This is a genomic window from Nocardioides sp. NPDC000445, assembly GCF_040300245.1.
GTDB lineage: Bacteria > Actinomycetota > Actinomycetes > Propionibacteriales > Nocardioidaceae > Nocardioides.
Genome location: NZ_JBEPDH010000001.1, coordinates 35,264 through 59,693, shown reverse-complemented (window position 1 = coordinate 59,693; position 24,430 = coordinate 35,264). Strand labels below are relative to the sequence as shown.

At 70.1% G+C, this 24,430-nt stretch carries 21 protein-coding genes; 11 read left to right on the top strand and 10 right to left on the bottom strand.

The window, feature by feature from the left end:
- Window positions 1-3: 3 nt before the first annotated feature.
- Complete coding sequence (locus ABT304_RS00265) at window positions 4-1,524, bottom strand: amino acid permease (protein WP_350712808.1); 1,521 nt, start codon at window positions 1,522-1,524, stop codon at window positions 4-6.
- On the bottom strand, window positions 1,521-1,694 hold the full coding sequence (locus ABT304_RS00260; RefSeq protein WP_350712807.1) for a hypothetical protein: 174 nt from the start codon (window positions 1,692-1,694) through the stop codon (window positions 1,521-1,523). The genes ABT304_RS00265 and ABT304_RS00260 overlap by 4 nt, the downstream gene beginning before the upstream one ends.
- Window positions 1,695-1,903: 209 nt before the next feature.
- On the opposite strand from ABT304_RS00260, the gene ABT304_RS00255 reads away from it, so the two are divergent.
- The gene (locus ABT304_RS00255; protein ID WP_350712806.1) at window positions 1,904-2,773 is read left to right on the top strand and encodes a glycoside hydrolase family 16 protein; all 870 of its coding nucleotides are present in this window, start codon (window positions 1,904-1,906) and stop codon (window positions 2,771-2,773) included.
- 3 nt (window positions 2,774-2,776) lie between these two features.
- On the opposite strand, the gene ABT304_RS00250 is transcribed toward ABT304_RS00255, so the two are convergent.
- Both ABT304_RS00250 and ABT304_RS00245 read right to left on the bottom strand, forming a co-directional pair.
- Window positions 2,777-3,232, bottom strand: a complete 456-nt coding sequence (locus tag ABT304_RS00250; RefSeq protein ID WP_350712805.1) for a hypothetical protein — start codon at window positions 3,230-3,232, stop codon at window positions 2,777-2,779.
- Window positions 3,233-3,300: 68 nt separating this feature from the next.
- Window positions 3,301-3,999: an NAD(P)H-dependent oxidoreductase gene (locus tag ABT304_RS00245; protein WP_350712804.1), complete on the bottom strand. Its 699-nt coding sequence runs from the start codon at window positions 3,997-3,999 to the stop codon at window positions 3,301-3,303.
- A gap of 178 nt (window positions 4,000-4,177) precedes the next feature.
- Between ABT304_RS00245 and ABT304_RS00240 the strand changes: the two genes are divergently transcribed.
- The 4 genes from ABT304_RS00240 to rhaS are packed head-to-tail and all read left to right on the top strand — an operon-like array spanning window position 4,178 to window position 8,839.
- Window positions 4,178-5,704: a sugar ABC transporter ATP-binding protein gene (locus ABT304_RS00240; RefSeq protein WP_160028462.1), complete on the top strand. Its 1,527-nt coding sequence runs from the start codon at window positions 4,178-4,180 to the stop codon at window positions 5,702-5,704.
- Entirely contained in the window at window positions 5,701-6,744 is a 1,044-nt protein-coding gene (locus ABT304_RS00235) for an ABC transporter permease (RefSeq protein ID WP_350712803.1), read from the top strand. The genes ABT304_RS00240 and ABT304_RS00235 overlap by 4 nt, the downstream gene beginning before the upstream one ends.
- On the top strand, window positions 6,741-7,802 hold the full coding sequence (locus tag ABT304_RS00230) for an ABC transporter permease (protein ID WP_350712802.1): 1,062 nt from the start codon (window positions 6,741-6,743) through the stop codon (window positions 7,800-7,802). Before ABT304_RS00235 ends, ABT304_RS00230 begins: the two co-directional genes overlap by 4 nt.
- A 5-nt stretch (window positions 7,803-7,807) precedes the next feature.
- Window positions 7,808-8,839, top strand: coding sequence for a rhamnose ABC transporter substrate-binding protein (gene rhaS, locus ABT304_RS00225; protein WP_160028468.1), 1,032 nt, complete (start codon window positions 7,808-7,810; stop codon window positions 8,837-8,839).
- A 113-nt stretch (window positions 8,840-8,952) separates the two neighbouring features.
- Here rhaS and ABT304_RS00220 read toward each other — a convergent pair whose 3' ends face one another.
- The 6 genes from ABT304_RS00220 to ABT304_RS00195 form a co-directional block, all read right to left on the bottom strand.
- Window positions 8,953-10,074: a glycerate kinase gene (locus ABT304_RS00220; protein ID WP_350712801.1), complete on the bottom strand. Its 1,122-nt coding sequence runs from the start codon at window positions 10,072-10,074 to the stop codon at window positions 8,953-8,955.
- Window positions 10,074-10,925, bottom strand: a complete 852-nt coding sequence (locus ABT304_RS00215; protein ID WP_350712800.1) for a sugar phosphate isomerase/epimerase family protein — start codon at window positions 10,923-10,925, stop codon at window positions 10,074-10,076. Before ABT304_RS00215 ends, ABT304_RS00220 begins: the two co-directional genes overlap by 1 nt.
- A complete protein-coding gene (locus ABT304_RS00210; protein WP_350712799.1) occupies window positions 10,922-12,106 on the bottom strand; it encodes a dihydrodipicolinate synthase family protein in 1,185 nt (394 codons plus the stop codon). Before ABT304_RS00210 ends, ABT304_RS00215 begins: the two co-directional genes overlap by 4 nt.
- A complete protein-coding gene (locus tag ABT304_RS00205) occupies window positions 12,103-13,254 on the bottom strand; it encodes a Gfo/Idh/MocA family protein (RefSeq protein ID WP_350712798.1) in 1,152 nt (383 codons plus the stop codon). The genes ABT304_RS00210 and ABT304_RS00205 overlap by 4 nt, the downstream gene beginning before the upstream one ends.
- 233 nt (window positions 13,255-13,487) lie before the next feature.
- Complete coding sequence (locus ABT304_RS00200; protein WP_350712797.1) at window positions 13,488-14,510, bottom strand: LacI family DNA-binding transcriptional regulator; 1,023 nt, start codon at window positions 14,508-14,510, stop codon at window positions 13,488-13,490.
- Between the two features lie 84 nt (window positions 14,511-14,594).
- Window positions 14,595-15,638, bottom strand: coding sequence for a LacI family DNA-binding transcriptional regulator (locus ABT304_RS00195; RefSeq protein WP_350712796.1), 1,044 nt, complete (start codon window positions 15,636-15,638; stop codon window positions 14,595-14,597).
- 138 nt (window positions 15,639-15,776) lie between these two features.
- Between ABT304_RS00195 and ABT304_RS00190 the strand changes: the two genes are divergently transcribed.
- The 6 genes from ABT304_RS00190 (at window position 15,777) to ABT304_RS00165 (ending at window position 24,424) form a co-directional block, all read left to right on the top strand.
- Window positions 15,777-16,115 (top strand): L-rhamnose mutarotase, encoded by a 339-nt coding sequence (locus ABT304_RS00190; protein ID WP_350712795.1) that lies wholly within the window; start codon window positions 15,777-15,779, stop codon window positions 16,113-16,115.
- Between the two features lie 194 nt (window positions 16,116-16,309).
- A complete protein-coding gene (gene rhaI / locus ABT304_RS00185) occupies window positions 16,310-17,479 on the top strand; it encodes an L-rhamnose isomerase (protein ID WP_350712794.1) in 1,170 nt (389 codons plus the stop codon).
- Window positions 17,480-17,486: 7 nt separating this feature from the next.
- Window positions 17,487-19,517, top strand: coding sequence for a bifunctional aldolase/short-chain dehydrogenase (locus ABT304_RS00180; RefSeq protein ID WP_350712793.1), 2,031 nt, complete (start codon window positions 17,487-17,489; stop codon window positions 19,515-19,517).
- Window positions 19,514-20,998, top strand: a complete 1,485-nt coding sequence (locus ABT304_RS00175) for a rhamnulokinase (protein ID WP_350712792.1) — start codon at window positions 19,514-19,516, stop codon at window positions 20,996-20,998. The genes ABT304_RS00180 and ABT304_RS00175 overlap by 4 nt, the downstream gene beginning before the upstream one ends.
- A 26-nt stretch (window positions 20,999-21,024) precedes the next feature.
- Entirely contained in the window at window positions 21,025-24,123 is a 3,099-nt protein-coding gene (locus tag ABT304_RS00170) for a glycosyl hydrolase (protein WP_350712791.1), read from the top strand.
- A gap of 73 nt (window positions 24,124-24,196) precedes the next feature.
- Window positions 24,197-24,424 carry a helix-turn-helix domain-containing protein gene (locus tag ABT304_RS00165; protein WP_160028490.1) on the top strand — a complete coding sequence of 76 codons (228 nt, stop codon included), beginning with the start codon at window positions 24,197-24,199 and terminating at the stop codon, window positions 24,422-24,424.
- The last annotated feature ends 6 nt before the right edge of the window (window positions 24,425-24,430 follow it).

Genomic DNA, 24,430 nt, shown 5'->3' with positions numbered 1-24,430 from the left:
GGGTCAGCGGCTCGGTCCGTCGTCGTCGCCGGGGCCGCGTGTCGACTCGTCGGAGATCGGCCGCTCCGCCCTGATCGGGATCGCGCCGGTGTAGCCCTCGCGTTCGAGGGCGATCTGCTGGACGCGGTCGCGGACGAGCCGCCAGCCGATCATCAGCGCCGGGATGATGACGACCAGGGTCGCGACCGTCCAGGTGCCGATCGGGTAGTCGAAGCCCATCAGGACCAGCACGGTCGCAAGGAACACGAGCGTGGCGTAGCCGGTCCAGGGCGATCCCCACAGCCGGAAGTCGGGCCGGTACATCAGGCCCTTCTTCCAGCGCCGGTAGAGCTGGATCTGGCAGATCACGATGGTCGCCCAGGAGGCGATGATGCCGAGCGCCGACATGTTCAGCACGATCTCGAACGCCTGGCCCGGCACGATCGCGTTGAGGCCGACGCCGAGGAGCGTGATGCAGCCGGTGAGCAGGATCCCGCCGAACGGCACCCCGTTCCTCGACATCCGCGCGGTGAAGCCAGGCGCGCTCCCGCTCATCGCCATGGACCGCAGGATGCGCCCGGTCGAGTAGAGGCCGGCGTTGAGCGAGGAGAGCGCCGCGGTCAGCACCACGAGGTTCATGATGGTGCCGGAGTTCGCGATCCCGAGCTGGTCGAAGAACGTCACGAACGGGCTCTCGTCCGCCCGGTAGGTCGTGTAGGGCAGCAGCAGCGCGAGCAGCACGAGCGAGCCCACGTAGAACACCGCGATCCGGGCGATGACGGAGTTGATCGCGCGGGGCATGATCTTGGCCGGCTCGGCGGTCTCACCGGCGGCGGTGCCGACGAGCTCGACCGCTGCGTACGCGAAGACGACGCCGGAGATGACGATGACGAGCGGGAGGACACCGACCGGGAACAGCCCGCCGTTGTCGATGACCATGCCGATCCCGGTCTCCTGGCCGTTGAGCTCCTCACCGCCGGCGAGCACGATCATCCCGAGCACGAGGAAGCCCAGCAGCGCGACCACCTTGATGAGTGCCGCCCAGAACTCCAGCTCGCCGAAGAGCTTGACCGAGATCAGGTTCATCGAGAGCACGACCGCGAGCGCGACGAGCGCGATCACCCATTGCGGGACGACCTCGAACGTGCCCCAGAAGTGCATGTACGTCGCGATCGCCGTGACGTCGACGATGGAGGTCATCGCCCAGTTCAGGAAGTACATCCAGCCGGCGGCGAACGCGGCCGGCTCACCCAGGAACTCCCGGGCGTAGGAGACGAACGATCCCGACGAGGGTCGGTGCAGCACGAGCTCGCCGAGCGCACGCAGGATGAGGAAGACGAACACGCCGCAGAAGGCGTAGACGAGGAACAGGCCCGGCCCGGCCTCGTGGAGGCGGCCGCCCGCTCCCAGGAACAGTCCGGTGCCGATGGCGCCGCCGATCGCGATCATCTGCAGCTGCCGTGGGCTGAGGCTCTTGTGGTAGCCCTCGTCCTCGTCGGTCAGGCCGCTGACCTGGCCGCTGGTCTGGTCTTCGGTGTCTGTCATCGGCCCGCTCCCGGTCCGGAGTGCGGCGGCTCGGGCACGTCCTTGAACAGGAGCCATCCGCCGACCACGGCGGCGACCGCCGCCACGGCGTAGCCGATCAGCGACCACCAGCCGAGATGCAGGTACGCCGTCACCCCGACGATCGCCAACGCGAGGAACACCATCGTCATGCCGATGATCGGCGTCCGTGGCCTGTATGGATCCCGTGCCAATGCGATCACCTCACCTGCAGGGCCCCCGATGGCCCCGCTCCGGGAACCCATTAGAGCGCATCGAGCGGTATCTCGCGGTGACCGGACGTCGCCCGGCGTTTCCGTTCCGCAGGACGGCAAATAACAGTAAGGTCGCTTTACAGTTAACCCCCATGAAGGAGCGTTCGATGCGTAGCTCGAGGATCCGCACCATCCGCACCACATTCACGGCGACCGCCGCTCTGGCTCTCGTCCTGGTCGCCCCGCTGGCCGCGCCCGCCGCCGTGCCCGGCCCCGATTCCGGCGGCGCGGCCACCCGCACCGGAGAGGTCGAGGCGGCAGCCCTGACCTGGTCCGACGAGTTCGACGGGCCCGCCGGCAGCGCCCCGAACGGCGCCAACTGGAACTTCGAGACCGGAGGTGGCGGCTGGGGCAACAACGAGCTCCAGACCTACACCGACTCCCGCGACAACTCGGCCCTCGACGGCAACGGCAACCTGGTCATCACGGCCCGTCGGAGCGGGAGCGGCTACACCTCGGCGCGGCTCACCACCAAGGGCAAGGTCCAGCCGAAGTTCGGCCGCCTGGAGGCGCGGATCCAGATCCCGCGCGGCCAGGGGATCTGGCCGGCTTTCTGGATGCTGGGCGGCCAGTTCCCGAACACGCCGTGGCCGAACGCCGGCGAGATCGACATCATGGAGAACGTCGGCTACGAGCCCCACCTGGTCCACGGCACCCTCCATGGTCCGGGATACTCCGGCGGCAACGGCATCACCGGTCAGTACATGCACCCGCAGGGCTGGTCGTTCGCCGACACCTTCCACACCTTCGCCATCGACTGGCGCCCCGGCTCGATCACCTGGTCCGTCGACGGGGTGGCCTACCAGACCTTCACCACGGCCAACACCGGCGCCAACCCCTGGGTCTTCGACCAGCCGTTCTTCTTCATCCTCAACGTCGCCGTCGGCGGCAACTGGCCCGGAAACCCCGACGGCACCACCCAGTTCCCTCAGAGCATGGTCGTGGACTACGTACGCGTCTACGACTCCCAGCTGTGAGGGTCAGCCTTCGGACCAGCTCAGCGACAGCACCGCCTGTCCTTCGGCGGCGCCGAGGACTTTCGCGGTCATGCCCTTGAGGTAGTAGGCCTTGCCGTCGCCGACCGGAAGGATCGTGGCCATCCCGCCGGTGCTCGAGGTGTCGGCCGCCGAGAGGGTCAGTCCGACACCGTCCGCGCTCAGGTCCGTGACGGTGAGCCGCTGCCAGCCGCTCGTGCCCAGGCCTGGGGTGCCTTCCCACCCCAGGTCCGGGTCGAGCTCGATCTCGGTGCCCTTCTCGACGAGCACCTCGCAGGTGGCATCGAAGCATTCCTCGTACGCCGTCGCGTCAGCCGCGGAGAGGTCATCGCCGCCGCCTGCGAGGGTGCCATCGGTGTCGCTGTCGCCGCTGCCGCCGCCGCACGCGGTGGCCGGAATGGCGAGGGCGACGATCCCTGCCGTGATGCCGAGTCTCTTCACGGTTCCTCCGTCCGGAGGTCCAAGCGTAACGGTCCCTCGTCACGACGGGCCGAGGAAGCGGGGCAACCTCAGCCCTCGCGATGGGCGCTGAGCCCGTCCTCCCCGGGCGCGACCGAGTCGTGGAGCCTGATCGTGTGGTCGTAGTGCTCGTCGGCCATCGGCCGGTAGTCGAGTCGCGGCTCGGTCATCACGCCTTGGAGACGTACGCTCAGGTCGGCTTCGATCCGAGCCATGAGCTCGGCGTCGATGGTGTCGGTGTCGGTGATGAGGTGCGGGCGCAGCGGATCCATCCCGGTGTACCAGAACGTGCCGTGCAGCAGCGGCCACAGGACGTCCTCGATGTGGCCGCTGATCCCGCGTGCACCGAGGCTCGCGGCCCGGTCGCCGGCGGTGACGATCGTCAGCGCGCGCTTGCCGACGAGGCCGCCCTTGCCGTACTTGAGCGGCTTGCCGGTCTCCGGGTCCGGTACGTCGAAGGCGAACCCCGACTCGAAGACCCGGTCGATCCAGCCCTTGAGGATGGCCGGCATCGAGTACCACCACAGCGGGAACTGCACGACCAGCAGATCGGCCTCTCGCAGCCGGTCCTGGTGGCGGCGTACGTCGGCCTCGCCCAGCTCCACCAGAAGTGGATTGAAACCTTCTCGATAGAGGTCGATCTCGTCGACGCTCCAGCCGGCCGCGCCGAGCGCGTTCACGCCGACCTCGCGCAGCCGTCCGTTGAGTGATGACGCGTGCGGATGTGCCCATACCCAGAGTGCGTGCATGGGGCTCTGAACGCCGTCTGACGCGGCTGGATTCCCGCCCGGATGCGGGCGGGCGTCGACGCGGTCTGATGACAAAGTCCGGATCTCGCTCAAATTAGCGGCCTCAGAGTGTTGACGTATGTGATTGCCATCACTAGCGTAAACCAGGCTTGAAACCTTTCAATTCGAGGAGCTGCCCATGCCGGACACACCCGCCGCACTGGAGCTGCGGGACGTGGCCAAGTCCTTCGGCCCCGTACGCGCCCTCCGGTCCGGAAGCCTCCGGGTCGAGGCCGGATCCATCCACGCGCTCGTGGGGGAGAACGGTGCCGGGAAGTCGACCCTGGTCAAGATCGTCGCCGGGCTCTACCGCCGCGACGCCGGCGACTACCTGCTCTCCGGGGAGCAGGTCGACTTCCGCAACACCGCCGACGCCAAGCAGGCCGGGGTCGCGGTCATCTACCAGGAGCCGACCCTCTTTCCCGACCTCTCGGTCACCGAGAACATCTTCATGGGACGCCAGCCGACCAACCGCTGGGGCAAGATCGACCGCGCCGCGATGCGCACCGAGGTCGTCGAGCTCTTCGCCAGGCTCGGAGTCCCGATCGAGCCCGACCGTCCGACCGAGGGCCTATCGATCGCCGACCAGCAGCTGATCGAGATCGCCAAGGCGCTCTCGCTCGACGCCAAGGTCCTGATCATGGACGAGCCGACCGCCGCCCTGTCGGGCAACGAGGTCGAGCGGCTGATGAGCGTGGCGCGCACGCTGCGCGACCAGGGCTGCGCCGTGGTCTTCATCTCGCACCGCTTCGACGAGGTGTTCGCGCTCTGCGACACGATCACGGTGATGCGCGACGGCGCCTACATCTCCACCGACCCCATCTCGGCGGTCACGGAGGACGAGATCGTCCAGCGGCTCGTCGGGCGCGAGGTCTCCGACCTCTACCCGAAGCTCGAGGCAACCGTCGGCAAGCCCCTGCTCGAGGTCAAGGGCCTCACCAGCACCGGACTCTTCCAGGACATCAGCCTCACCGTCCGCGAGGGCGAGATCGTCGGCCTGGCCGGCCTCGTCGGAGCCGGGCGCAGCGAGGTCGCGCAGGCGATCTTCGGTGTCGACCCCTACGAGAGCGGCGAGGTCACCCTGGAGGGCAAGCCGGTCCCGCCGGGCGACCCGAGGCGGGCGATCGAGATGGGGCTGGCGTTCGTCCCCGAGGACCGCCGCCAGCACGGTCTCGTCCTGGACGCGCCGATCTCGCGCAACATCACCCTCCCGACGAGCGGCCGGCTCGCCCGCACCGGGCTGATCAGCACCGGCATCGAGAACCGCTCGGCCGCCGACTGGGCAGCCCGGCTCGAGGTCAAGGCCGCGACGCTCGACACCCTGGCCGGCACGCTCTCGGGCGGCAACCAGCAGAAGGTCGTCCTGGCCAAGTGGCTCTCGACCCGGCCCAAGGTGCTGATCATCGACGAGCCCACCCGAGGCATCGACGTCGGCACCAAGTCCGAGGTCCACCGCCTGCTCTCGACCCTCGCCCAGGAGGGTCTCGGGATCCTGATGATCTCCTCCGAGCTCCCCGAGGTGCTCGGTATGGCCGACCGCGTGATCGTCCTCAGCGAGGGTCACCAGACGGCCGAGCTGAGCCGCGCGGAGGCGACCCCCGAGGCCGTCATGCGCGCGGCGACGGCCCACCACTCCACCACCCTGAACGTCAGCGAGGCATCATGACCACCACGCTCGACGCGCCCGCCCCGGCCGCGCCGCAGCCACGCCACCGAGCAGCCGGCCGGCTGACCTGGCTCCTCAAGCAGCGCGAGACCGGCATCGCCGTCGCCTTCATCCTGCTGCTCGTGGTGACCACGGCGGTGAACCCCAACTTCCTGTTCAGCACGGACGGTTGGCGCGACCTCACCCTGACCCCAGCGATCCTGGTGTGCCTGGCGATCGGCCAGGCGATGGTGATCGTCACCCGCAACGTCGACCTCAGCGTCGGCTCGACCCTCGGGCTCACGGCCTACCTGGCCGGGCGGCTCTTCCTCGACACCGGGCTCCCGGTGATCCTGGTCGTCCTGATCGCTGTCGCCGCGGGCGCCGTGCTCGGTCTGATCAACGGGGCGCTGGTCGCCTTCGCCAAGGTGCCGGCGCTGGTCATCACCCTCGGCACGCTCTACGTCTACCGAGGGATCATGCTCGAGTGGGCCGGCAGCGACCGGATCAACGCCTCCGACATCCCGCCCGGGCTGCTCGACTTCGGCACCGGATCGTTCCTGTTCATCCCCAACCTCGCCTGGATCTCGTTCGCCCTGCTGGCGGTCGCCATCTACCTGATGCGCTCCACGCGTGTCGGCCGCGAGTTCTATGCGATCGGCTCCGACCCCGACGCCGCCACCCTCTACGGGCTGCGTGACAAGCGCCGGGTCCTGCAGGCGTTCGCCACCTCGGGCGCCCTCGCCGGCCTCGCCGGGATCCTGTACGTCTCCCGCTACGGCACCATCAGCTCCGGTGTCGGCCAGGGCATCGAGCTCGAGGCCGTCGGTGCCGCGGTCGTGGGTGGCGTGGCCATCTTCGGCGGCAGCGGCACGGTGCTCGGGGCAGCCCTGGGGGCGTACCTCCTCGTCACCATCAACCGGGCGCTCCCGATCCTCGGCATCCCCGACTTCTGGCAGCAGGCCGTCGTCGGCGCGCTGATCATCGGCGCGATCGTCCTGGACCGCTACTTCGCCCGCCGTCAGCACGACAAGCTCCTCGCAGAGAGGGAAGAGGCATGAGTCTCCTTGCCGAGAAGGCACCCGCCCGGACGTACGCAGCGCACGCCAAGCCGTGGTGGCAGCGCACCCTGATGACCCGGGACTCGGCGATCATCGCCCTGCTCGTGGTCGTGTGGCTGTACGCCTCGGTCGCGATCCTCAACTTCTCCGACCCGATCACGGTCTACTTCCTGGTCCTCGACATCACGCCGATCCTGCTGATCGCGCTGCCGATGACGCTGATCATCATCACCGGCGAGATCGACCTGTCGGTGGCGAGCGTCGTCGGGCTCTCCAGCGTCCTGTTCGGGGTGCTCCATCGCGAGGGCGTCCCCCTGGCCCTCGCGATGGTGCTCGCTCTGCTCGCTTGCGCGGTCGCCGGAGCGCTCAACGGCGTGCTCGTCACCCGTTACGGACTGCCGTCGCTGGCCGTCACGATCGGCACCATGGCGCTCTTCCGCGGCATCGCGGTCGGCGCGCTCGGCACCACCGCGATCACCGACTGGCCCGACTCCTGGGGCGACGCCGTCCAAGCCCGGATCGGCGACTCCCAGATCCCGCTGATGACGATCCCGCTGGTCGTCCTGATCCTGATCTTCGCCGTGATCCTGCACTTCACGCCCTTCGGGCGCGGCATCTTCGCGGCCGGGCTCAGCAAGGACGCGGCGCGCTTCTCCGGCGTCAACGTCGACCGTACGAAGCTGATCCTGTTCACGCTCAGCGGGCTGATCTCGGGGCTGGCGGGCATCTACTTCACGTTGCGCTACGGCAGCGCGCGTGGTGACAACGCCACCGGGCTGGAGCTCCAGGTCATCGCGGCGGTGCTGCTCGGCGGGGTGTCCATCTTCGGCGGCCGCGGAGCCATTCCCGGCGTCATCGCCGGCGTCGTCCTGATCGGGACCATCGGCAGCGCGCTCCGCCTCGACGGGCTCAGCGCCAACCTCATCCAGATCATCACCGGCGTACTTCTCATCGCAGCGGTCGTCGCGGCCAGCGTTCTCGGTTGGACCGGTCGCATCGTCGGCACCTATCGCCGGCAACACAGCTCGGACGAACCATCCTCAAAGAAATCGGAGTGAGAGACATGACCAGCAAGTTCCGACGCGCAGGCAGTGCCGTCGCCATCGTTGCGGCCCTCGGCCTCGCCCTGTCCGCCTGCGGCGGCGGGAGCGACAGCGGCAGCGATGGAGAGGGTGGCGGCGACACCAGCAGCATCACCTTCATCCCGAAGAACCTCGGCAACCCCTACTTCGACGCCTCCGACACCGGTGGCAAGAAGGCCGCGGACGAGATCGGTACGAAGTGGGAGCAGGTGGGCCCGACCGAGTCGACCCCCGACTCCCAGGTCAGCTTCATCAACACCGCGACCCAGCAGCGCGCCGGCGCGCTCGTCGTCTCGGCCAACGACCCGACCGCCATCGGTGACGCCCTCGACGAGGCCCGCAACGCCGGCACCAAGGTCGTCACGATGGACTCCGACACCGAGCCGCAGTTCCGCGACGTGTTCGTCAGCCAGGCCGACGCCGCCGGCATCGCCAAGAGCCAGGTCGACCTGATCGCCGAGCAGATCGGCGGCAAGGGTGAGATCGCGATCCTCTCGGCGGCGGCCAACGCCACCAACCAGAACGAGTGGATCAAGCTGATGGAGGAGGAGCTGGCCGCGAGCCACCCCGACATCAAGCTCGTCGACACCGTCTACGGCAACGACGACGACCAGACGTCCTTCGACAAGACCGCCGGCCTGCTTCAGTCCCACCCCAACCTCAAGGGCATCATCAGCCCGACCACGGTCGGCATCGCCGCGGCTGCCCGCTACCTGTCCGACTCGGAGTACAAGGGCAAGGTCGCGCTGACCGGTCTCGGCACCCCGAACCAGATGCGGGAGTACATCAAGGACGGCACCGTGAAGTCCTTCGCGCTGTGGGACCCCGAGCAGCTCGGCTACCTGGCCGCGTACACCGCCGACGCGCTCGCCTCGGGTGACATCGAGGGCAAGGAGGGCGACACCTTCGAGGCCGGTGACCTGGGTGAGTACACCGTCGGCGCCGACGGCGTAGTCGTCCTGGGTGAGCCGACGGTCTTCGACGAGTCGAACATCGACGACTTCGACTTCTGAGCCTGTGACCCTGCGACGGAGTCGCAGGGTCACAACGCGAAGAGATCGAGCGAGCCCCGTTCCGGCGAGCTTGCTCGCCCGGAACGACGGGCGGGTCGAGATCTACGCGTGCGTTACCCGAGTTCGCCGCCGAGCTGTGAGAGCAGCTCGGCGGCGTTCGTCATGCAGCGCTCGGGGTCGGGCTCGAGGTCGGTGAGTGCGTGCACCTGGGCGGCCCCCGCCTTCTCCGCCTCGATGGGGGAGAGGGTGGTGCGGCCGCAGACGACGACGGCGCGGATGTTCGCCTCGCGGGCAGCCTGGAGCACACCCATCGGCGCCTTGCCGGACAGGGTCTGATGGTCGAAGGAGCCCTCGCCGGTGACGACCAGGTCGGCACCGTCGAGGGCCTCGTGGAAGCCGACGAGGCCGAGCAGCAGCTCGGCACCGCGCTCGACCCGCCCGCCGAGCACCGCGAGAGCGGCGAACCCGACGCCGCCGGCCGCTCCGGCGCCGGGCGCCTCGACGATCTCGGCGCGATCGCGTCCGGTGGTCTCGGCGACAGTGGCTGCGTACGTCGCCAGGGCTGCCTCGAGCAGCTCCTGGTCCGCGGGACCGGCGCCCTTCTGCGCGGAGAAGGTGGCGACCGCGCCGCGGGGGCCGAGCAGCGGGTTGTCGACGTCGCAGGCGACCACGATCTCGGTCTCCTGGAGACGAGGGTCGAGGCCGGAGAGATCGATCTCCGCGAGGCTGCCGAGCGATCCACCGCCCTCCGGGACCTCGGCCCCGGATGCGTCCAGCAACCGTGCGCCGAGGGCACGCAGCAATCCCGCGCCGCCGTCGTTGCTGGCGCTCCCGCCGAGGCCGAGAACCACCGTGCGGGCACCACCGTCGACGGCGGCGAGCACGGCCTCACCGAGACCTCGTGAGGACGCTGTCAGCGGGGCGAGCCGGCCGCCGGGCAGCCGGAGCAGCCCACAGGTGTCGGCGAGCTCCACGACCGCCAGGTCGCCGCGTACGGCGTAGTGGGCCGCCACCGGCTCGAGCGTCGGGCCGGCGACCTGGACCGGCACCAGGTCGAAACCGGCACCGTCCAGCGCCGCCACGGTGCCGTCGCCGCCGTCGGCGATCGGCACGATGCGTACCTCTGTCCCGGGGTTCGCGGCAAGGATCCCGGCGGCCACCGCATCGTCGACCTCGCGTGCGGTCAGCGAGCCCTTGAACTTGTCGCAGGCGATGACGATCCGACGAGCCGGCATCACAGGTGGGGGAGGACGAGGTCGCGGTAGCGCTGCGCCATGGTGGCGAGCACGTCGTCGGGGTCGCCGGCCCAGACCGCCTCGTTGAAGATCTCGACCTCGACGTCGCCGGTGTAGCCGGTCGCGGCGACCATCCGTGTGATCGACGCGAAGTCGATGACCCCGTCGCCCATCATCCCGCGCGCCAGCAGCGCGTCGGCGGGGATCGGCAGGTTGAAGTCGCAGACCTGGTACGCCGCGATCCGGCCCTCGGCTCCGGCCCGCTCGATCTGGGCCGCGATGTCCGGGTCCCAGAAGACGTGGAAGGTGTCCACGACGACCGCGACCGCGTCGACCGGGTGCGGCGCGGCCAGATCGAGTGCCTGGCCGAGGGTCGAGAGGACCGCGCGGTCGGCGACGTACATCGGGTGCAGCGCCTCCAGGACGAGCTTCACCCCGTGGTCGCCTGCGTACGGTGCCAGCTCGGCGAGCCGCTCGGCGACCCGCTCCCGGGCGCCGGCCAGGTCCACGTCGCCCGCGGGTAGGCCGCCGACGACCATCACGAGCGCGTCGGTGCCGAGCGTCGCGGCCTCGTCGATCGCCCGCTTGTTGTCCTCGAGCGCGCTGGCGATCCCGGCCTCGTCGGATGCCGTCAGGAAGCCGCCGCGGCAGAGCGAGGAGACGCGCAGCCCGGCATCGCGGACGAGCTTGGCGGCCTTCTCCAGCCCGGCCTCGTGCACGCGGTCGCGCCACAGCCCCAGGGCGGGGATGCCGGCGCGGGCGGCTCCGTCGACAGCCTGGGCAAGGGTCCAGGAGTTGGTGGTCTTGGTGTTGAGCGAGAGGCGTTCCAGCCCGGTGATGCCGTCGGTCACTGGTCGACTCCTTGCACGGTGAGGAAGGCGCGCATGCGTGCGGCCGCGAGGTCGGGCTCGGTCAGCAGGCCGGCCGCGTCGGCCAGCCGGAACACCTCGGCGAGATGGGGCACCGAGCGACCGGTGTGCAGGCCGCCGGCCATCGAGAAGCCGGGCTGGTGGCCGTTGAGCCAGGAGAGGAACGCGATCCCGGTCTTGTAGTAGTAGGTCGGCGCCTCGAAGATCTTGCGGCCGAGCGCCTGGGTGCTCTCCAGCAGCTGCCTGGCCGTCTCGGGATCACCCTCGTCGAGCGCCTGCAGCGCGGCCGAGGCGGCCGGGTAGATCGCGGCGAAGATGCCGAGCAGCGCGTGCGAGAACTCGCCCTCCTCGGTCCCGTCGCCGACGATCAGCTCGGGGTAGTTGAAGTCGTCCCCCGTGTAGAGCCGTACGCCGCCGGGCAGCGCCCGGCGCAGCCCGACCTCGTGCTCGGCGTCGAGGAGCGAGACCTTGACCCCGTCGACTTTGCCGGGCCGGGCCCGGATCACGTCGAGGAAGGTCTCGGTCGCCTCCTCGACCGAGGACGAGCCCCAGTAGCCTGCCAGCGCCGGGTCGAACATGTCGCCCAGCCAGTGCAGGATCACCGGGCTCTCGGCCTCGTCGAGGAGGGTCGCGTAGACCTCGGCATAGTCCTCGGCGCTGCGAGCGACCCGGGCGAGCGCGCGCGAGGCCATCACGATCGTGGTCGCGCCGGTGTCTGCGACGACCTTCATCTGCTCGCGGTAGGCGTCGATGACGGTGGCCAGGCCTTGTCTGCCTTCGGGGACAGCGGACAGGGAGAGCTGGTCGGTGCCGGCGCCGCAGGCGATCGCCCCACCGACAGTGGCCGCCTCGGCGGCGGAGCGGCGGATCAGCTCGGCCGCGGCGGTCCAGTCGACGCCCATGCCGCGCTGGGCGGTGTCCATCGCCTCGGCGACGCCGAGACCGTAGGACCACAGCTCGTGCCGGTAGGCCAGGGTGCGGTCCCAGTCGATGTCCGCGGGGGCGCCGGGCACGTTCTCGGCCAGCGTGCGGGGGACGACGTGGGCGGCGGCGTACGCGGTGCGGGAGGTGAACGGCGCACTCGGCTTCGTCCACTCCGTGGGGGCCGCGAGCGTGTAGAGCTCGGTGCTGCCATCGGGCAGCGGGAGGCGTACGGAGGTCACAGCTGGATCTCTCCGAGCTCGATCCGGCGGCCCTCGGCGGACGAGGTGAGCCCGGCCTCGGCGAGCCGGACGCCGCGGACCCCCGCCATGAAGTCGTACGGGTGCTCGCCGTCGCCCTCGACGTAGCGGATGAACTGCTCCCACTGAGCCTTGAAGCCGTTGTCGAAGGGCTGGTTGTCGGGCACCTCGGACCACTGCTCGCGGAACCGGATGCTCTCGACGAGGTCGGGGTTCCAGACCGGCTTCGGGGTCAGGTTGCGGTCCTGGGCGACGCAGTGGTGCAGGCCGGCGACGGCGGAGCCGTGGGTGCCGTCGACGTGGAACTCGACCAGCTCGCCGCGGTTGACTCGGGTCGCCCACGAGGAGTTGATCTGCGCGACGATCCCACCCTCGAGCTCGAAGATGCCGTAGGCGGAGTCGTCGGCGGTGGCTTCGTAGCGCGCGCCCTTCTCGTCCCAGCGCTCGGGGATGTGGGTGACGACCCTGGCGGTGACGGCCTCGACCTTGCCGAAGAGGTTCTCCAGGACGTAGTTCCAGTGGGGGAACATGTCGGTGGTGATGCCGCCGCCGTCCTCCTTGCGGTAGTTCCAGCTCGGCCGCTGGGCTGGCTGCAGGTCGCCCTCGAAGACCCAGTAGCCGAACTCGCCGCGGACGCTGAGGATGCGACCGAAGAAGCCGGAGTCGACGAGCCGCTTCAGCTTGAGGAGGCCGGGGAGGTAGAGCTTGTCGTGGACGACGCCGCTCTTCACACCAGCGTCGGCGGCCAGGCGCGCCAGGCGCAGCGAGCCCTCGACGTCGTCGGCGATCGGCTTCTCGGTGTAGACGTGCTTGCCGGCCGCGACCGCCTTGGTGATGGCGACCTCGCGGACGTTGGTCAGCTGGGCGTCGAAGTAGACCGTGTCCTCGGCATTGGCGAGGGCCTCGTCGAGGTCGGTGGTCCAACGGTCCAGGCCATGCTCCTTGGCGATGTCCTGGAGCTTCTCGGCATTGCGTCCTACCAGGATCGGGTCGGGCAGGATCCGGGTGCCGTCGGAGAGCTCGACACCACCCTGCTCCTGGATCGCCAGGATGCTGCGCACCAGGTGCTGGCGGTAGCCCATGCGTCCGGTGACGCCGTTCATGATGATGCCGAGCCGTCGTGTGGCCATGTGAGGGTTCCTCGTCTGCTGGAATCGCGGGAAAGCGATGGGGGAAAGCGCTTTCCAGTACGGTATGGCAAATGTGATGGCCGTCGCAAGAGGGTGTTCCACCGAGCCGGCGTTCAACCCCGCCGAGTCGGCGCGTCTGTCTCAGCCAGGAACGCCGAGTCGGCGCGTCTGTTCCATGTCGTAGTGCCGACTCGGCGCCGGCTCTTGGGACAGTTGCGCCGAGTCGGGGTTTGTCAGGTACGCGGGGGAGTGCTCTCCCGCAGCACGACCTCGCCGTGGACGGACCGCTTGCGAAGCTCCGCCGACGGCTTGCCGAGGACGAGCTCGAGCGCCAGCCTGCCGATGTCGGCCAGCGGGAGACGTACGGTGGTCAGCCCGGGTGTCACGTCGCGCAGCGTGGCGATGTCGTCGAAGCCGGCGACGGCCAGATCGGGGCCGACCTCGACGCCGGCCTGCCGGCAGGCGGCGAGGGCGCCGACCGCCATCAGGTCGTTGACCGCGAAGACGCAGTCCACCTTCGGGCCGTCCTCGAGCAGCCGCGTCATCGCCCGGCGTCCGCCGTCGCGGCTGAACTCGTCGGAGACGCAGGCCGGCTCCGAGCCGGTCGCCTCCAGCCACCCTTCCGCGAAGCCGGCGTGACGCTCGGCCGAGACCAGCAGGTCCTCGGGACCGGTGAGCACCGCGGCGCGGCGGTAGCCGAGGCCGACCAGCCGCTCGGCCAGCGCCTTGGCGCCGCCGTGGTTGTCGATCACGACGGTGTCGACAGGCAGGCGCGGCTGGCTGATCGCGGCCGCCCGGCCGCCGCCGTCCAGGTAGGAGGTCAGCAGGTCGGCGACCTCGCTGGTGTGGCGTACGTCGGCCGTGTCGCTTCCCGCCAGCACGATCGCCCGGCTGCGCTGGCGCCGCAGCGCGGCCAGGAACTTCTGCTCGCGCTCGGGCTGGCCGCCGGTGTTGCACAGCATCACCAGCAGGCCGTGCTTCTCGGCCTCGTCGGCCAGGCCGCCGGCGATGGTGGAGAAGTAGGGGTCGGAGATGTCCTTGACCAGGAGCCCGACCGTCTCGGTCGAGCCGCGCGCCATGGCCTGGGCGTTGGCGTTGGGCGTGTAGCCGAGCTTGCTCGCCGCGGCCAGGACCCGCTCCTGCAGCTCGGGGCGCACGACCCGGTCGCTCCCGTTCAACGCGCGCGACGCGGTGGCCAGCGAGACCCCTGCCTCGCGGGCGACATCGCTCAGCGTCGCTGCGCGTTCTCCGGCCAACTGACTCTCCTTCGGCTTCCGATCCTGGAGCCTAAGGCATCCGACGAAGACGTACGCCCGCTCGTGCTCCGGCCGGCTCGGCGGTCAGGGGCGTCCGAGGGTGGAGGCGCGGGCGACGAGCTCCGGCGTGAAGACGACCTGCTCGTGCTGGTGGTCGGGGTTGCCGACCTCGTCGAGGAGGAGCTCGGCGGCGCGGCGGCCGAGGTCCTGGCGGGGCTGGCGCACGGAGGAGAGCGGTACGGCAGCTGCGGCGGCGAACTCGATGTCGTCGTAGCCGACGATCGCGAGGTCGCCGGGCACGGTCCGGCCGCTGGAGATCGTCTGCTGGAGGAGCCCGAGCGCGAGCAGGTCGTTGGCGCAGAACGCGGCGGTGGGGCGGCGCCGGGCGGGCAGCCCGACGAGCCGCTCGCCGGCGGCACGGCCGGAGGCGACGGTGGGAGCGTCGCACGTGAGTACGACCAGGTCCTCCGGCGGCAGCCCGGCCTCGGCCCAGGCCTGCCGTGCGCCCTCGCCGCGGTCGCGGACCTGTCCGATCGACTCGGGGCCGCCGACGTACGCCACCCGCTTGTGGCCGGCGTCGATGAGGTGCTCGACGGCCAGCCGGCCGCCCAGGACGTCGTCGACGGCGACGGAGCAGAACGACGACCCGGCCCGGGTGCGGTCGACGATGACGACCGGGGTGCCCCGCTCGATCAGCTGGTCGAGCTGCGGGTCGTCGGGGTCGACCGGGGTGATCAGGATGCCCTGGACCCGCTGCTGCTGCAGGTGGGCCAGATGGGCGCCCTCGCGGGCCGAGCGGCCGTCGCTGTTGCACAGGAAGAGCGAGAGCCCGGCCGCCTCGGCGGCCAGCTCGATGCCACGGGCGACGTCGGTGAAGAACGGGTTGCCGGCGTCGAGCATGACGTAGGCCAGCGACTGGGTGCTGCCGGTGCGCAGCGAGCGCGCCGACTCGTTGCGTACGAAGCCGAGGTCGGCCATCGCGCGCTCGACCCGCTCGCGTGTCGTCCGGCTGACCCGGTCGGGGCGGTTGAGCACGTTGGACACCGTGCCGAGGGAGACGCCTGCGGTGGCCGCGACATCCTTGACCGAGGCGCTGCGCGGTGTACCCGCACCTGGTGTGATCGCCACCTGGTCTCCTTCCTGAAACGTTCAATCGCAGCATAGGCCGTGGGCGGCGCTGGTGACGAGGAAGGACGCTACCGGGATTGACCGATGTCGGACATGCTCATTAGCGTCCGTGCGTAAATCGTTTCATCGGAGGTCGTCATGGAGCGCGTCTGCTTCCAGCTGCAGGTCAAGCCCGAGCGCATCGAGGAGTACAAGCGGCGCCATGCCGCCGTCTGGCCAGACATGCTCCAGGCGCTCGCGGAGACCGGCTGGCACAACTACTCGCTGTTCCTGCGCCCCGACGGTCTGCTCATCGGCTACGTCGAGACCCCCTCCATCGAGGCTGCACGGGCGGGCATGGCGGCCACCGAGGTCAACGCCCGCTGGCAGGCGGAGATGGCGGAGTTCTTCGAGGATCTCGACGGTGTCGCGCCCGACGAGGGCTTCCTCCGCCTCGAAGAGGTCTTCCATCTCGAGGACCAGCTCGGTCGCGCCTGAATCCCTCGCCGAGAGTCGGCGCGTTCTAACGCGCCGACTCGGTGACGGTTGCGGTCAGGACGCGCCGACTCGGCGAGGGTCGGGGCGAACTGAAACGCAACGAAAGCCGTCCTCCTCTTGACGCAAGTGACGTGCGCCACTAACGTCGGATGCGCGCTTTGAAACCTTTCAACCGCACATAGAGAGGCTCTCCGATGACGACGTTCGACCAGATCTCGGGCGACCTGGCCGCCCTTGAGATCGAGGTCCCCTCGTGGGCCTACGGAAACTCGGGGACCCGGTTCAAGGTCTTCGGCACCCCGGGCACACCGCGCACCCCCGAGGAGAAGGTCGCCGACGCGGCCACCGTTCACCGCTTCACCGGCCTGGCGCCGAGCGTCGCGCTGCACATCCCGTGGGACAAGGTCGATGACTACGCGGCCCTGCGCTCCTACGCCGAGGACCAAGGGATCGCGCTCGGCACGATCAACTCCAACACCTTCCAGGACGACGACTACAAGCTCGGTGCGCTCACCCACACCGACACGAAGATCCGGCAGAAGGCGATCGACCACCACTTCGAGTGCATCGAGGTGATGCACGCGACCGGCTCGCGCGACCTGAAGATCTGGCTCGCCGAGGGGTCCAACTATCCGGGCCAGGCCGATATGCGCGGCCGCCAGGACCGGCTCGCCGAGTCGCTCGCGACCATCTACGAGCGCCTCGGTGAGGAGCAGCGCCTGGTGCTCGAGTACAAGTTCTTCGAGCCGGCGTTCTACCACACCGACGTCCCCGACTGGGGCACGTCCTTCGCCCAGGTCAGCGCCCTCGGTGACCGGGCCGTCGTGTGCCTCGACACCGGCCATCACGCGCCCGGCACCAACATCGAGTTCATCGTGATGCAGCTGCTGCGGCTGGGGAAGCTCGGCTCCTTCGACTTCAACAGCCGCTTCTACGCCGACGACGACCTGATCGTCGGTGCGGCCGACCCGTTCCAGCTCTTCCGGATCCTCGTCGAGGTGGTCCGTGGCGGTGGGTTCAAGCCCGTGGCCGAGGGCGGGGTCGCCTTCATGCTCGACCAGTGCCACAACATCGAGAAGAAGATCCCGGGGCAGATCCGGTCCGTGCTCAACGTCCAGGAGATGTCCGCACGGGCGCTCCTCCTCGACACCGACGCTCTCGCCGCGGCGCAGGAGGACGGCGACGTACTCCTGGCCAACGAGATCTTCATGGACGCCTTCTACACCGACGTACGCGCCGACCTCGGCGGGTGGCGTGAGGACCGCGGCCTGCCCGCGAACCCGATGCGCGCCTACCTGGCCAGCGGCTACCAGGAACAGATCGAAGCCGCCCGAATCGGCGGCACCCAGGCTGGATGGAACTGAAAGACTCATGACCACTGCAGAAGACCTGATCGCGCGCTCGAACCGCCTCGGCGCCGACCCGAAGAACACCAACTACGCCGGCGGCAACACCTCCGCCAAGGGCACCGCGACCGACCCGGTCACCGGCCAGGACGTCGAGCTGCTCTGGGTGAAGGGTTCCGGCGGTGACCTGGGCACCCTGAAGGAGAGCGGCCTCGCCGTGCTCCGGCTCGATCGGATGCGAGCGCTCGTCGACGTCTACCCGGGCGTCGAGCGCGAGGACGAGATGGTCGCCGCGTTCGACTACTGCCTGCACGGCAAGGGCGGCGCGGCTCCCTCGATCGACACGGCGATGCACGGCCTCGTCGATGCCGCCCACGTCGATCACCTCCACCCCGACTCCGGCATCGCGATCGCGACGGCCGCCGACGGCGAGGCGCTGACCACCACGATCTTCGGCGACCAGGTCGTCTGGGTGCCTTGGCGCCGCCCCGGCTTCCAGCTCGGCCTCGACATCGCCGAGATCAAGGCGAAGAACCCGCAGGCGGTCGGCTGCATCCTCGGTGGCCACGGCATCACCGCCTGGGGCGACACCAGCGAGGAGGCCGAGAAGAACTCGCTGTGGATCATCGACACGGCCGCCGCCTACATCGACGAGCACAGCAAGGCCGAGCCGTTCGGTCCCGCGCTCGAGGGCTACGGACCGCTGGACGAGGCCGAGCGGCGTACGAAGGCGGCTGCGCTCGCCCCCACGATCCGCGGCATCGCCTCGGCGGACCAGCCGATGGTCGGCCACTTCAACGACTCCGAGGTGGTCCTCGACTTCCTGGCTCGCGAGGCTCACCCGCGCCTGACCGAGCTCGGCACCTCGTGCCCCGACCACTTCCTGCGTACGAAGGTCAAGCCGCTGGTCCTCGACCTCCCGGCCACGGCCTCCGTCGAGGACAGCATCGCCCGGCTCAAGGAGCTCGCGGTCAGCTACCGCGAGGACTACCAGGGCTACTACGACCGCCACGCCGACGCCGACAGCCCCGCCATCCGCGGCAAGGACCCGCTCATCGTCCTGGTCCCCGGCGTCGGGATGTTCTCCTTCGGGAAGAACAAGCAGACGGCACGGGTCGCGGGGGAGTTCTACGTCAACGCGATCAACGTGATGCGCGGTGCCGAGGGGCTATCGACGTACGCCCCGATCGACGAGTCGGAGAAGTTCCGGATCGAGTACTGGGCGCTCGAGGAGGCCAAGCTCCAGCGGATGCCCGCCCCCAAGCCCCTGGCGACCCGGGTCGCGCTGGTCACCGGCGCCGCCTCCGGTATCGGCAAGGCCACCGCGAAGCGGCTCGCCGCCGAGGGCGCCTGCGTCGTGATCGCCGACCTCGATCTCGCCAAGGCCCAGGCTGCGGCGGAAGAGATCGGCAACAGCGACGTGGCTGTAGGGCTCGCCGCCGACGTCTCCGACGAGGCCGCCGTGCAGGCGATGTTCGACGCCGCGGTGCTCGCCTTCGGCGGTGTCGACCTGGTCGTCAACAACGCCGGCCTGTCGCTGTCGAAGTCGCTGCTGGAGACCACTGAGCGCGACTGGGACCTCCAGCACGACGTGATGGCCAAGGGCTCCTTCCTGGTCTCCAAGGCTGCCGCGAAGGTGCTGATCGAGCAGGAGATGGGCGGCGACATCGTCTACATCTCCTCGAAGAACTCGCTCTTCGCCGGACCGAACAACGTCGCCTACGGTGCCGCGAAGGCCGACCAGGCCCACCAGGTACGCCTCCTGGCCGCCGAGCTCGGTGAGCACGGCATCAAGGTCAACGGCATCAACCCCGACGGCGTGGTCCAGGGCTCCGGCATCTTCGCCGGCGGCTGGGGTGCCAAGCGCGCCGAGGTCTACGGGGTCAAGGAGGAGGAGCTCGGCAAGTTCTACGCCCAGCGCACCCTGCTCAAGCGTGAGGTGCTCCCCGAGAACATCGCCAACGCCGTCTTCGTGCTCTGCGGTCCCGACCTGACCCACACCACCGGTCTGCACGTGCCGGTCGACGCCGGCGTCGCGGCGGCCTTCTTGCGATGAGTCCACACATCAGGGTCGCGGCGGTCGACCTGGGCGCCACCTCCGGCCGGGTCATGTCCGGCCGGATCGGTGGCGACCGGGTCGAGCTCGACGAGCTGCACCGCTTCCCCAACGGCGCGGTACGTGTCCGCGGATCGCTCTTCTGGGACGTGCTCGGCATCCATCGCGAGGTGCTCACCGGCATCCGCGAGGTGGCCCGGACCGGGCCGCTGCACGGCATCGGCATCGACTCCTGGGCCATCGACCACGGGCTGCTGGACCACGACGGCCAGCTCCTCGGCCAGGTCTTCAGCCACCGCGACGCCCGAGTCGAGGGGATCGCCGAGAAGGTCGTCGCCCAGATCGGCGCGGCGACCCTCTACGGCACCACCGGCATCCAGCAGCTCCCGTTCAACACGATCTACCAGCTCGTCGCGGCGCGCGGCACCACCGCGCTCGACAACGCCGAGACGATGCTGCTGGTGCCGGACCTGCTCGGCTACTGGCTCACCGGTGCGATCGGCGCCGAGCGCACCAACGCCTCGACCACCCAGCTCTACGACGTCCGTCAGGGCGCCTGGGCGGTCGACCTGTGCCGAGAGCTCGGGATTCCCGAGGGGGTCCTCCCGCCCCTTCGGGACCCGGGCTCTCTCCTCGGCACGCTGCTGGCCGAGGTCGCTGACGAGCTGGGTGTCACCACCGACGTACCCGTGGTCGCGGTGGGCTCCCATGACACCGCCTCGGCGGTCGTCGGCGTCCCCGCTGACACCGGCAGCAACGGGGAGTTCGCCTACATCTCCTCGGGCACCTGGTCGCTGGTCGGCCTCGAGCTCGACCAGCCGGTGCTGACCGAGGAGGCCCGGCTCGCCGACTTCACCAACGAGGTCGGCGTCGACGGGACCATCCGGTTCCTCAAGAACGTGATGGGTCTGTGGGTCCTGTCGGAGTCGCTGCGCTCGTGGAGCGAGCGGCGCTACCAGGGCGCGGAGCTGGGCTCGCTGCTCGCTGCCGCGGCGGAGCTCGAGCCGCTGCGTACGGTCGTCGACATCAACGACCCGCGACTGCTCTTCCCGAGCACGTCGGCCGACCCGATGCCGGAGCGGATCGCCGCGCTGGCCGCCGAGTCCGACGAGGCGATCCCACACTCGCCGGCCGCCATCACCCGCTGCATCCTCGACAGCCTCGCCGTCGCCTACCGACGTCACGTCCGCACCGCGGCCGCCCTCGCGGGTACCTCGCCCGAGGTCGTCCACGTCGTCGGCGGCGGCTCTCAGAACGAGCTGCTCTGCCAGCTCACCGCGGACGCCTGCGGCCTGCCGGTTCTCGCCGGCCCGGTCGAGGCGGCCGCACTCGGAAACGTCCTGGTCCAGGGCAGGGCTCTCGGGGCCGACCTGCCTGACCTCCCCGCGATGCGGGACCTGGTCCGCCGCTCCTACGACGTACGCCGCTTCGAGCCGCGCGCCGGCCTCGACTGGGCCGCCGCAGAGGCCCGCATCTCCTGACCCTGCTCCCCGAAGGCACCCCCCCCATGACCGACTTCCTCTCCAACGCCCGGCTGAGCCGCCGCGCGCTCTTCGGCACCGCGGCCGCCACCCTCGGCACCGCTGCCGCCGGCGTCACAGCGACCGCAGCCGCGACCCCCGCCGGGGCCACGACCGCGACCGCCACCTCCGGGCTCCCGGACGCCTTCGTCAAGGCGTTCCGCAAGCCGGGGACCGCCACCGCCGCGGGCTTCCGCTGGTGGTGGCCGCACGGCCTCGTCGACCCGGTCGAGATCGCGCGAGAGGTCGACCAGGTCGCCGACGCCGGCTTCGGCGTGCTCGAGGTCGCCGACGTCACCCACAGCCTGCGTGCCCGCAACATCGACATCGACGTCGCGACACACGGGTGGGGGACCGCACCGTGGGTGGCCGGCGTCAAGGCCGCGCTCGCGCAGGCGGCGAAGCGTGACGTACGCGTGGACCTGACGGTCGGCCCCTCCTGGCCGGCCGCGGTCCCGACGATCACCCCCGACGACGACGCCGCCTGCACCGAGCTCGTGCACGGTCAGGCGGTCGTCATTGCCGGGTCGTCCTACGACGCTGCGCTTCCCGAGCCCGTCGTGGAGCCGGCGTCGTCGGTGACCCGCGCGGAGCTGGTGACCGTGCAGGCGCACCGCGTCACCGGCTACGTACGCGACCGCAACAACAACATCACCAGCACGATCCTCGACCCCGCCTCCTACCTCGACCTCAGCGGGAGCGTCGAGGGCGAGCACCTCACCTGGACCGCGCCGGCCGACCCGGCCGGCGCCACCTGGGTCGTGCTCGCGACCTGGCAGCGGGGCTCGGGCCAGGAGCCCGAGGCCGGCCCGCACACCTCCCCGCGTGCCTACGTGGTCGACCATTTCAACCGCCGCGGCGCCCAGAAGGTCATCGACCTGTGGCAGGACCGGGTGCTCGACGGCGAGCTGCGTACGCTGCTGCGGGCCGCGGGCGGCTACCTCTTCGAGGACTCCCTCGAGATCGAGACCGAGGCGACGATCTGGACGCGCGACCTCCTCGACGAGTTCGAGGCCAAGCACGGCTACGACCTGCGGCCATGGCTGCCGTTCGTGCTGGAGAAGGACGAGAAGTACCAGTTCTCGATCGCGGCCGCCGACCCCGCGACCGCCGACAACCTCCGCACCAACGAGATCCGCGACGACTACAACATCGTGCTCTCCGACCTCTACCGCGACCACCACCTGCGCCCGATGCAGGAGTTCGCGAAGACGCTCGGCATGGGCATCCGGATCCAGCCCTACGGCCTGGAGACCGACACCATGCAGCACGCGGCCGTGGTCGACGTACCGGAGACGGAGTCCCTGGGCTTCAAGAACCTGGACGACTACCGGGTGATGGCCGCCGGCCGCGACCTCGCCGGCCACACGGTCCTCTCCTGCGAGGCGATCTGCTACAACGGCGCGGCGTACAACACGACCTGGGGCGCCAACAGCACCAGCCCGACCGCCCAGAACCAGGCGCTGTTCACGATCAACAGCATCTTCGTCGCCGGCGTGAACCAGCTGATGATCCACGGCTTCCCCTACGCGAAGGCGCCCGACGTCACCTGGCCGGGCTTCGCGGCCTTCTCGCCCTACTACAACGGCGCGATCGGCTTCGGCGAGGCCTGGGGGCCACGCACTCCGCAGTGGCAGCACATCCCCGGCATCGCCGCCTACCTCGCCCGCACCCAGCTGGTGTTGCAGACCGGCACCCCGAAGTACGACGTCGCGTTCTGGCGCCACAAGGGCTGGGCCTCGACCGGCATCGGCCCGCAGTGGATCACCAACAACGGCACCAAGCTCGGCTGGTCGCACTCCTTCGTCAGTGCCTCGCTGCTCGCGCTCGACGGCGTCGACGTCGCGAACGGCCGCCTGGCGCCGGACGGCCCCGCCTACAAGGCCGTCGTCGTCGGCCCCGACAACCTGCGCAGCAACGCGTTCACGATGGAGATCGACGGCGCGAAGCGGCTGCTCGCACTCGGCCGCAAGGGCCTGCCGATCGTGCTCATCGGCGACTGGTCGCAGGTCACCGTCGCCGGGCGCGACAGCGAGGCGGCCACCGCCGAGGTGCGCTCGCTGATGGCCCAGGTCGGAGCCCTGCCGACCACCCGCACCGTCCCCGAGGCCGAGGTCGGCAACGAGCTGGCCGCGCTCGGTGTCGTACGCGACGTCGAGCACGCCGACTCGACGGTGATGCACGTCCGGCGCGTCACCGGCAAGGTCGACCTCTACTACCTCGCCAACGCCCGGCACGCCGAGAACCGGCGCCTCAACCCGGTGCAGCAGGACGTCTGGCTGACCGCCACCGACCGCGCCGCCGTGCCGTGGCTGCTGGACGCGTGGACCGGTGAGGTCACCCGGATCGCCGCCTACGAGCGTGCCGGCGACCGGGTCCGGGTGCGGGTCGACCTCGTTCCCGGCCAGTCCACCGTGGTCGCTCTCGCGGCTCCGGGCGCGGGCGTCGCCCGCTCTGTTCTCCCCGTCGCCACCGCTGGCCAGGCCGTGGTGGCGCGGGGCGCCAACGTCGCGCTGCGCACGACGACGTCCGGCACCTTCGAGCTCACCAAGGCCGACGGCCGGAGGGTGAAGGTCGCCGTCGACCGGGTCCGCGAGCCGGTGGCGCCACAGTCCTGGGCCCTCGCGCTCGAGGACTGGAAGCCGGCCAACCCGGCCGACCCCCAGGACCTCGCGACGACGAAGGAGGTCGTGACCAGCGACCTCGCGGCGCCGCAGTCCTGGTCGAAGGTCGCCGGCCTCGAGGACGCCTCCGGCATCGGCCGCTACCGCACGAGCATCGACCTCGGCACCGACTGGACCGCGGAGGACGGCGCCTACCTCGAGCTCGGCGAGGTCAACGACACCTTCCGGGTGCGCGTCAACGGTGAGCTGCTGGCGCCGTGCGACCCGATGGACCCGGTGGTCGACCTGGGCCATGCCCTGGTCCCCGGCTCCAACACGATCGAGATCGAGGTGGCCTCGACGCTGCTCAACCGGCTGCGCACCGTCACCCCGTCGGTCTACGGCGTGGCGACCAGGCAGAGCTACGGGCTCGCCGGGCCGGTGCGACTGGTGCCCTACGTCGAGAAGGTGGTGGCCGGATGAGCGCGGTGTCCGGTCGCGAGCCCACTCATCGGCCCATCCAACGATCAGCGTCATGCTGAGACAGGAGTGAACCGTGGCGGCCTCGGGCGGCGTACGACCTTCCACTACGACCGACCTTCCATCGGACGAGGTGGAGGTGCTGGCGTTGTTCGCTCGGGGCTACACGATCGAGCGGATCGCGCGGGCGCTGGGCATCTCCGAGCGCACGGTGCGGCGCCGTCTCCGGGCGGCCGCGGATGCGCTGGGAGCGGGGACGAGTGTGGAGGCGGTCGTGAGGGCCGTACGCACCGGACTCATCTGAACTGAT

What these genes read in the sequence shown, in the direction of transcription:
- ABT304_RS00205 (WP_350712798.1), bottom strand. Translation starts at nt 13,254, where the DNA reads ATGGCCACACGACGGCTCGGCATCATCATGAACGGCGTCACCGGACGC.
- ABT304_RS00245 (WP_350712804.1), bottom strand. Translation starts at nt 3,999, where the DNA reads ATGCACGCACTCTGGGTATGGGCACATCCGCACGCGTCATCACTCAAC.
- ABT304_RS00180 (WP_350712793.1), top strand. Translation starts at nt 17,487, where the DNA reads ATGACCACTGCAGAAGACCTGATCGCGCGCTCGAACCGCCTCGGCGCC.
- ABT304_RS00235 (WP_350712803.1), top strand. Translation starts at nt 5,701, where the DNA reads ATGACCACCACGCTCGACGCGCCCGCCCCGGCCGCGCCGCAGCCACGC.
- rhaS (WP_160028468.1), top strand. Translation starts at nt 7,808, where the DNA reads ATGACCAGCAAGTTCCGACGCGCAGGCAGTGCCGTCGCCATCGTTGCG.
- ABT304_RS00175 (WP_350712792.1), top strand. Translation starts at nt 19,514, where the DNA reads ATGAGTCCACACATCAGGGTCGCGGCGGTCGACCTGGGCGCCACCTCC.
- ABT304_RS00190 (WP_350712795.1), top strand. Translation starts at nt 15,777, where the DNA reads ATGGAGCGCGTCTGCTTCCAGCTGCAGGTCAAGCCCGAGCGCATCGAG.
- ABT304_RS00230 (WP_350712802.1), top strand. Translation starts at nt 6,741, where the DNA reads ATGAGTCTCCTTGCCGAGAAGGCACCCGCCCGGACGTACGCAGCGCAC.
- ABT304_RS00265 (WP_350712808.1), bottom strand. Translation starts at nt 1,524, where the DNA reads ATGACAGACACCGAAGACCAGACCAGCGGCCAGGTCAGCGGCCTGACC.
- ABT304_RS00220 (WP_350712801.1), bottom strand. Translation starts at nt 10,074, where the DNA reads ATGCCGGCTCGTCGGATCGTCATCGCCTGCGACAAGTTCAAGGGCTCG.
- ABT304_RS00240 (WP_160028462.1), top strand. Translation starts at nt 4,178, where the DNA reads ATGCCGGACACACCCGCCGCACTGGAGCTGCGGGACGTGGCCAAGTCC.
- rhaI (WP_350712794.1), top strand. Translation starts at nt 16,310, where the DNA reads ATGACGACGTTCGACCAGATCTCGGGCGACCTGGCCGCCCTTGAGATC.
- ABT304_RS00255 (WP_350712806.1), top strand. Translation starts at nt 1,904, where the DNA reads ATGCGTAGCTCGAGGATCCGCACCATCCGCACCACATTCACGGCGACC.
- ABT304_RS00260 (WP_350712807.1), bottom strand. Translation starts at nt 1,694, where the DNA reads ATGACGATGGTGTTCCTCGCGTTGGCGATCGTCGGGGTGACGGCGTAC.
- ABT304_RS00170 (WP_350712791.1), top strand. Translation starts at nt 21,025, where the DNA reads ATGACCGACTTCCTCTCCAACGCCCGGCTGAGCCGCCGCGCGCTCTTC.